Origin of the sequence: Segatella maculosa DSM 19339 = JCM 15638 (assembly GCF_000382385.1) — a bacterium.
Taxonomy (GTDB): Bacteria; Bacteroidota; Bacteroidia; order Bacteroidales; family Bacteroidaceae; genus Prevotella; species Prevotella maculosa.
On the sequence record NZ_KB908330.1, the window covers coordinates 67,881 to 74,980 of the forward strand.

Annotated in this window: 6 protein-coding genes and 1 rRNA gene; 1 reads left to right on the forward strand and 6 read right to left on the reverse strand. The window is 49.0% G+C overall.

What is annotated here, in order from left to right; translation table 11 throughout:
* Positions 1-3: 3 nt before the first annotated feature.
* The 5 genes from porL to H164_RS0110320 form a co-directional block, all read right to left on the reverse strand.
* Positions 4-753 carry a type IX secretion system motor protein PorL/GldL gene (gene porL / locus H164_RS0110300; protein ID WP_019968542.1) on the reverse strand — a complete coding sequence of 250 codons (750 nt, stop codon included), beginning with the start codon at positions 751-753 and terminating at the stop codon, positions 4-6.
* On the reverse strand, positions 750-2,201 hold the full coding sequence (gene porK / locus H164_RS0110305) for a T9SS ring complex lipoprotein PorK/GldK (RefSeq protein WP_019968543.1): 1,452 nt from the start codon (positions 2,199-2,201) through the stop codon (positions 750-752). The genes porL and porK overlap by 4 nt, the downstream gene beginning before the upstream one ends.
* A gap of 5 nt (positions 2,202-2,206) precedes the next feature.
* Positions 2,207-3,202, reverse strand: coding sequence for a PorP/SprF family type IX secretion system membrane protein (locus H164_RS0110310; RefSeq protein ID WP_455430845.1), 996 nt, complete (start codon positions 3,200-3,202; stop codon positions 2,207-2,209).
* A gap of 676 nt (positions 3,203-3,878) precedes the next feature.
* Positions 3,879-4,100 carry a DUF2795 domain-containing protein gene (locus tag H164_RS0110315; protein WP_008565731.1) on the reverse strand — a complete coding sequence of 74 codons (222 nt, stop codon included), beginning with the start codon at positions 4,098-4,100 and terminating at the stop codon, positions 3,879-3,881.
* A 165-nt stretch (positions 4,101-4,265) separates the two neighbouring features.
* Complete coding sequence (locus tag H164_RS0110320; protein WP_019968545.1) at positions 4,266-4,847, reverse strand: hypothetical protein; 582 nt, start codon at positions 4,845-4,847, stop codon at positions 4,266-4,268.
* Between the two features lie 155 nt (positions 4,848-5,002).
* Between H164_RS0110320 and H164_RS0110325 the strand changes: the two genes are divergently transcribed.
* Positions 5,003-6,649 carry a hypothetical protein gene (locus tag H164_RS0110325; RefSeq protein ID WP_019968546.1) on the forward strand — a complete coding sequence of 549 codons (1,647 nt, stop codon included), beginning with the start codon at positions 5,003-5,005 and terminating at the stop codon, positions 6,647-6,649.
* 235 nt (positions 6,650-6,884) lie between these two features.
* Here H164_RS0110325 and rrf read toward each other — a convergent pair.
* Positions 6,885-6,997 (reverse strand): 5S ribosomal RNA (gene rrf, locus H164_RS0110330).
* Positions 6,998-7,100: the final 103 nt, after the last annotated feature.

The window sequence follows — 7,100 nt, forward strand, 5'->3', positions numbered from 1 at the left end:
CAACTATGGGGTTTGATTTGGCGTTGCCGCGCGCATGTTTATCGTCATTGCCTCGATCATGCGGGCATAAATACCGTTGAGTTGTTCGATATGTTGGGCCAGTAAACGGCTCTGTTCGTTGATTTGGTCTATGGTTCCTATCTGCTGACTTGCACTCTTCAACTGCATCTCATACACTCTTGTGATGCCTGTCAGCGTTCGGTTCAGGTTCTCCATCTCCTCACTATCGCGTGTCAACCGCACGCTCTGTTCGCCCACTTTCCCCAATACTTCGGTGAGTTTCTTGAGCTCATCCACATAATTTTGCTGGGCTTCGGCCATCGCAGGGTCGGCCGTTGGCAGGCTCACTTGGGCAACTTGTGCCGTAGCGGCCACGACATCAGCGGCTTTTCCCACCGGCGATGCGAGGCCGGCCGGCTGTTTTGGCCGTGCCACCGAGGCTGGAATAGGAGTATCTTCTTCGTCCTTTCGCTCCAAATATTCATCGGTCACGTGCGTAGGAAGCTCCATTCCATCGGTCGTTTTGTCAAAGGGACGGTCGAAAGCCGACAGGAAGAACACGACAACTTCAGTGCCCATGCCGAGCATTAACCAGAAGTCTGCGCCCTCAACATGTATCAATTTGAACAATGCACCCAGCACAACAATCGCGGCACCCCAGCTATATGCATAGTTCAGAAAGGTTTGTCCGGGCACGCTATCCATCCACTTTTGCAGCCGATAGATGATATTATGTTTACTGTATCTCGTCATCTTTTCTTGCTTTTGTTACTGCTTGTCGTATTTGCTAAGCTGCGAACGCAACGGAAACCGATATAACTTCGCGGGTGATTTTGGTATTCCCAAGTGCGCCATGCCGAGCGAATAAAGCTCTCGGGGTCCTTCCATGAACCGCCACGCACGCTCTTTTTCTTCAGTGCATAAGGGTCTTCTTGGGCCGCGTTATAAGAGAGTTGAGGGTTAAGGTCGTTCATTGCGTCGACGCCCGACTCCGTATAAACCGTACTGGTCCACTCGGCTACGTTGCCAGCCATGTCATATAGTCCGTTAGAATTGGCTCCATAGATGCCCACTTTGCTGGTAATCAGGTTGCCATCTTCGGTATAATTGCCCCTATCGGGCTTGAAATTGGCATAGAAACAACCGTTACCATTCTTCATATCCTTGTTTTCCCAAGGGAACTCGTTGCCTGATTTTCCACGCGCAGCATACTCCCATTCAGCCTCTGTGGGCAGGCGATAGCGTTGCACATAGCGTGCTTCTGCACCCAAACCTTTAAGCAGATAGTCGGTGCGCCACGCACAAAAGGCATTCGCCTGCTCCCAAGTGACACCCACAACAGGGTAATCATTATAGGCAGGATTGCTGAAATAGTTGCGCAAATACATCTCATTATCGGAGTTCTTGAAGTCGTTTACCCAACAAGTTGTATCGGGATAGACGTTCACGATGTAGGTATTAAGGAAGTCCCAAGGGCCCGTTCTCGGTCGGTCTATCGTCTGTCTGACGATGCGTCCTTCGTCATCTACGTAGGCTGTATCCTTTGAAATCATCACCGGTTCGGCCGCTTCGCCGAGCCGGTCTGTGTTAAACGAGCGTTCATCGGGGTTCATACGGTTGCGCCGAAGGGCTGCCGCCGTGTAGTCGTAAATCTCATATCGATAGTTCATCTGCCGCCAATCGAGGAGCTTTTCGCCTGTGACGGGGTTCGTGACATAGAGACTTTCAATGGCCCGTTGCTCGTCTTCGTTGGGTTTTCTGGGCAAAGGTTTCTTCCAATTGATGTGCGGTGTGACGGCATCTCCGTTCTTATCCTCGGTAATCATGTAGCTATCGTCGCCCGCATAGGCCGGATCGGCAAGGCGAGTGCGCAGAATACTATCGCGAACCCACATCACAAACTGTTTGTATTTGGAGTTCGTTACCTCGGTTTCGTCCATCCAAAAGCCGTCAACGGAGATGTCTTTCACGGGCATTTTCCTGCCCCAAAGCGAGTCTTGCTTGTCGATTCCCATGTGAAGAAAGCCGCGGTCGACCTTCACCATGCCGTAGGGAGCCGGCTCATTGAAGGCCCTTCCGCCACCAACGCCCACAACCTCGCCGCCACGGCCGGCCATTGACATGGTCTTTCCGCTGAAACAAGCCGCAAACATGACGCTCGTCAGCAGCATTCCAACCCATATTGTGATTTGATGTTTCATCTTTTTTATAATATTCGAACGCTTTGATGTTTGTTTTTTCCCCTCTTTACGAGATTGATATCCATCTGATAGCCCACGAAAAGCTCATGACTTCCGTTGCCAAGACTAAGCCCCGAGGTGTAAACCTCGTAGCTATAGGCCAGCACAACGCCGTGAAACGTGCCGCCAAAAAGGGCAGTCATGGAGTTCGTGGGACTGTAACTGATGCCCCCATAGAGCATTTTTCCCTCGTGTGTATAGACCAATCGGCCCGTAATATCGGCCCGATAGGCAGTGCCATCCGTGCGCAACAACACCGAAGGTTTTATTTTCAAGAACGGATTTCTCAGCTTTATATTGTATCCTCCCGTCAAATAATAGGTAGCCGGAATCCTCAGTTCGTTGACGTCGCCCATGCGGATTGTGGGCCCATTCAGGTGCTGTAGCGACGCACCGGCATACCAATCGCCACGCATATAATAGAGTCCTGCGCTCAAATCCAAGCCATTTCCGTTGACATCGGTAGTGGAAAAGGCAGGGTCGCCCGGCGTTTCAAGGTCTACTTTCGAGCCGTCGAAGCCTTCGTTCAACAGCCCAGCTTGAAAGCCAAGCCGCAGATTTCCGCCCGCCAACTTGAAGCGACAGGCATATTGAACGGCCAACCTTTGATGCTTGAAGAGCCCGATTTTCTCGTTCACAAACTGCACACCGGCCCCCTGATAAAGCCTCATGACATAGAAAGGTAGGTCGGCCGCGGCATACATCGTGCGGGGATTATGCTCGAAACCGGCAAAGTCAATCGCGTAGGCAAGGTTCACATTGAGTTTATTCTCCTTGCCCACGGCCGCAGGATTGAACGAGGGTTCCATGTCGAAATAGTGACTGAAGGCCGCGTCATACTGTGCCTTGGCCGACAATCCGGCCAACCACGCCGCAAGAATGATGATGTTTCTGAGAAGTTTCTGCACGTTTATATAACGCCGTTTCCTGCAGAATATTGCAGTATGTTTCCCGTTCCGCATACGGCCCCGCTCATTCAGCCTTCCAACCTCAGCCATTTCACCGCGCAATATGGGCAACTTTACCGTGCAATCTCAACTATATTGCGCGGTAAAATGGGTGAGATTGGAAAGGCGGATGCAAGTAGTTGATTTTCAATAGCTCTTGAATAGCTTTAAAAAGCAACCTGTTTACAACCGTTTACTGCCCACTCATCAACTCGTAAACCTGTCTACTTGTCAACCATGTTGAGCGGACGCACGAGCCATGCGTCCCTACATTTTCCACATACTCCATTCATTTTTGCATGGAAAACATCAGAAGCATGTAGGGACGCACGGCTCGTGCGTCCGCTCCTATGGCCTATTTCCCAGTTGATTACCAGCTACTCACCAACTTGTTAACGCGTCTTACGTGTCAACCGTATTGAGCAGATGTACGAACCGTGTGTCCCTATTTTCTAAGCCCACTCATATTGTGCAGTAAAATGGGTGAGATTGAACACTAAAACGGGCCATACTGCAGACTCTCCATAACCTCATATCTCTCAAATGCTTAGAAGAGAACTCTGCATTTTTTATGCTTATAGAGCCCTTACCGCTCACAATCTTTTACCAAAAGCATCAAAAAAGGCCACTCATATTCGGAGTGACCTTTCGCTATACGTATGAAACGGCGGCCTTCAATGGCGCAAAACAATCAATATTCATCGTCATTCCAAAGGAAATCATCCTTGGATGGATAGTCTGGCCATATATCTTCTATACTGTCATAGACATCGCCTTCGTCTTCTATCTCCTGTAAATTCTCAAGCACTTCAAGGGGCGCACCCGACCGAATCGCATAGTCTATCAATTCTTCCTTTGTTGCAGGCCATGGTGCATCCTCAAGTTTTGAAGCCAATTCAAGTGTCCAATACATAGTCTTATCTTTTTTATGTTTACAAATTTGCGTGCAAAAGTAGCAAAATAAATCTTATCCACAAGCAAAGACACAGATATTTTTCGTCTGAAAAGTCAAGAATAATTAAAAGGACTGGCAGGAAAGCCATGCATCGGCAGGCAGACGGGAAAGCAACAACGCTGTTCAGAAGTTAACGACGTAGTGATGTTTGTACTTGGAACGGTCGAACTGCACGATGCCGCACGCATAAAGGTCATAGGTAATGACGGCCTCGGCACTCTCAACCACTTCATGCCAAAAGGCTTTTGTGCCGGGATTGTCGTTGATTCCCTCTAAAATCAAGAGCGAATCATTGCTTGCAACGGCCACAAGTCTGCGATAAACGGCCTTGTAATCGGCCGTCATCGAAAGGCGTGCAATGCGGAAATGCCGTGGAAACGAGGTACTGTCCATAGCCTCAAAAACGGTTGTACGGCAGCCCGAACGCACATAATCGGCATAAACCTCGCTGCCCGAAAGATAGTCATACCAGCTTTCGGCCTGCGTATCATTGGCCAATCGGAAATAAAGCCGCCCCATCTTGTTCGCTTCGTGCCCCGATACTTTGTGCTTCTTCCCCAACTCGGAATAGGCATAATAGGGGTAATGCTCGGTCAACACATAGCGAATGAAGCGATATGCCGACGGAGACTGGACGCCGAATCCGCGCGAATAGCCCATGCGGCGCAGCCAGTTCCAAATGCGTTTCAGATGATATTTTATCATGGAATTCTGTTTCCGGTATGCCTTTCGGCCTGCAATATTCGTAAAAAATCTTGGAATATGCAAGTGTTTCTCAAAAGATTTCCTGCTGAAAGATTAGGAATTGAAACCTAAAAGAACTATCTTTGCAAATAGAATCAAATGAAAAAACATCAATAATGAACAAGCATAGAATGAAAAAAACAGCCGTTTTGCTCTTGTTCTGCTGCTGCTTTGCAACTGATTTTCGGGCACAGCAGGTGTTGAAACTGCCCGAAGTGGATGCCATCGGCTATGATATCGGCGGAGTTGGGCTCTATGCATACACGAGAATTGGCAACGATCTTTATATTAAAAGGAATGTGGATATAGACTCAGATGATGCCGGCGTGGACAAAGGTTCATACATGAGGCGCATCAAATGGAATGTTTCTGAGTCGGCAGACACTGTGACAGGAACAGAGATACGGGCCGCACAAAAGGGCGTTATCGATGCGCTTGACTTGCGTCCGGCGGCACTCAGCGATTATGTGGGCCACACGTTCGACATCAACGACAATAATACTTGGAGGCGGATACACGATCATTCTTCGCTCGTTCTGAAGTTTCTCAGTCGCAATATCGTTGCCGTGCAAGAGTTATATCATGGTTGCAAGGAAGGATATGCCGACTATCGCACATCAATGACTATCATTCCTGACTCCGTGGTGATGTGGCGTGTGGCCAATTCTCATTATCTTTTGCCGACGATAATAGAGATGAAAGGCGGCAAAAGAATGTTTGTTTTCAGGGCAAACGGGAGAAGCTATATGCTCATCCCTACTGAAAAAGGCGATCGGTTGGTTCGGTTCGGCTGGATAAGAATGCCGGCTTATCTGACACTTGCCGGGAGAAAATATGACGATACCGCCCCGGACGATTTCTGTTTCTTCCAAATGAAAGAATTCTATGGCGTGCATCGTACGGCTGGAAAATGCCGGTTGATTGATGCTTTCGACAACAATGTACTCGGAAAAGACTACGACACGATTGCATACGACAGGGGGTTCTTCATCGCCAAGGCGGGACAAGCGGTTGACGTGTTCAATCTGTATCTCAAGAAACTCGATCTGGGTACGGTAAAAGAAGCAAGAGAAATCACAAGATGCGTCATCGGGTGTATAGAAGTGCTCAACGAAACGGGCCCAGCTTACTATGATGAGCTGGGAAAAAGGGTCTCAAACCCCATTAAACAGCCCCTTTATCTATGCGGAACCGTTCCACATTGGACGTTTACAATCCTGAAAAAACACGGCAAATACCTATTACAAAAATATACCGGTGGCCCCGGTGTGCGAGAAGATAAAGAGGAATATTTTGCATTGTCAGGCTGTCTGCCCACCGATTCCATTGCTTTCACCGATGGAAGAAAGGAAACGAGCTATGACGGAAACAGCTCTTTTCTTGATGATATCAACGTTTCTCCGCAGTGGATAAAGGTGGAGAGAAATGGGAAATTCGGCATCATTGGCTATCAATATGACCAACCCAATAATGCAAAACCCAAGACTGTAGTCTGTCGCGATCATGGTTGGGAACGCCAAAAACGGGTTTATCCCATCGTGAACGTCACGGGAGAAACACTTCTCCCCATTGAAAACGACTCGATTTATTTCGGCTCCGACGGTCTTACCTACTTCTTCAAGCACGGTAAAATCGGCCTTTTTCCTCGCCACAAAGAACCTCGCTACACAGCAATAAAGCGGCAAACCGAGTCTTTCTACCATATCATCAAGGACGGAAAAGAGGGCTGGCTCGATATCAAAACCAATCGCGAATACTTCTAAGTCGCGACTTCCCCTTCTCTTTTCAGCCATATTGAGCTCCAATCTCAGCCATATTACCACGCAATATGGCTGGGGGTGCCTCGCAATATGGCTGGGATTGGACTGCAACAAGGCTGAAGGTGTCTTGCCTCTGATGAGGCCTGATTTCACTTGGCCTTGTCAGCCGGTGCATCGTGCCGGCCACTAACAAAAAAAGAGCCCAGAAGACATTGCTGTCCCCGGGGCTCCAAGTAAAAGAAGGCGGCTACCTACTCTCCCGCATTGCATTGCAGTACCATCGGCGCAGGCGGGCTTAACTTCTCTGTTCGGAATGGGAAGAGGTGGGACCCCGCCGCAATAACCACCTGATGTCTCTTTTGAAGTTGACGGGGGCACGGTTGAGGCGTTGACAAGCTGTTTGTCTTGCCCGTCGCTGTCATCACGGCAAGCGGACCGGTCACGGCTCTCTGCC

Bases quoted from the DNA above. Each gene is read 5' to 3' on its own strand.
- porL (WP_019968542.1), bottom strand. From the start codon at position 753: ATGACGAGATACAGTAAACATAATATCATCTATCGGCTGCAAAAGTGG.
- porK (WP_019968543.1), bottom strand. From the start codon at position 2,201: ATGAAACATCAAATCACAATATGGGTTGGAATGCTGCTGACGAGCGTC.
- H164_RS0110310 (WP_455430845.1), bottom strand. From the start codon at position 3,202: ATGCGGAACGGGAAACATACTGCAATATTCTGCAGGAAACGGCGTTAT.
- H164_RS0110315 (WP_008565731.1), bottom strand. From the start codon at position 4,100: ATGTATTGGACACTTGAATTGGCTTCAAAACTTGAGGATGCACCATGG.
- H164_RS0110320 (WP_019968545.1), bottom strand. From the start codon at position 4,847: ATGATAAAATATCATCTGAAACGCATTTGGAACTGGCTGCGCCGCATG.
- H164_RS0110325 (WP_019968546.1), top strand. From the start codon at position 5,003: ATGAACAAGCATAGAATGAAAAAAACAGCCGTTTTGCTCTTGTTCTGC.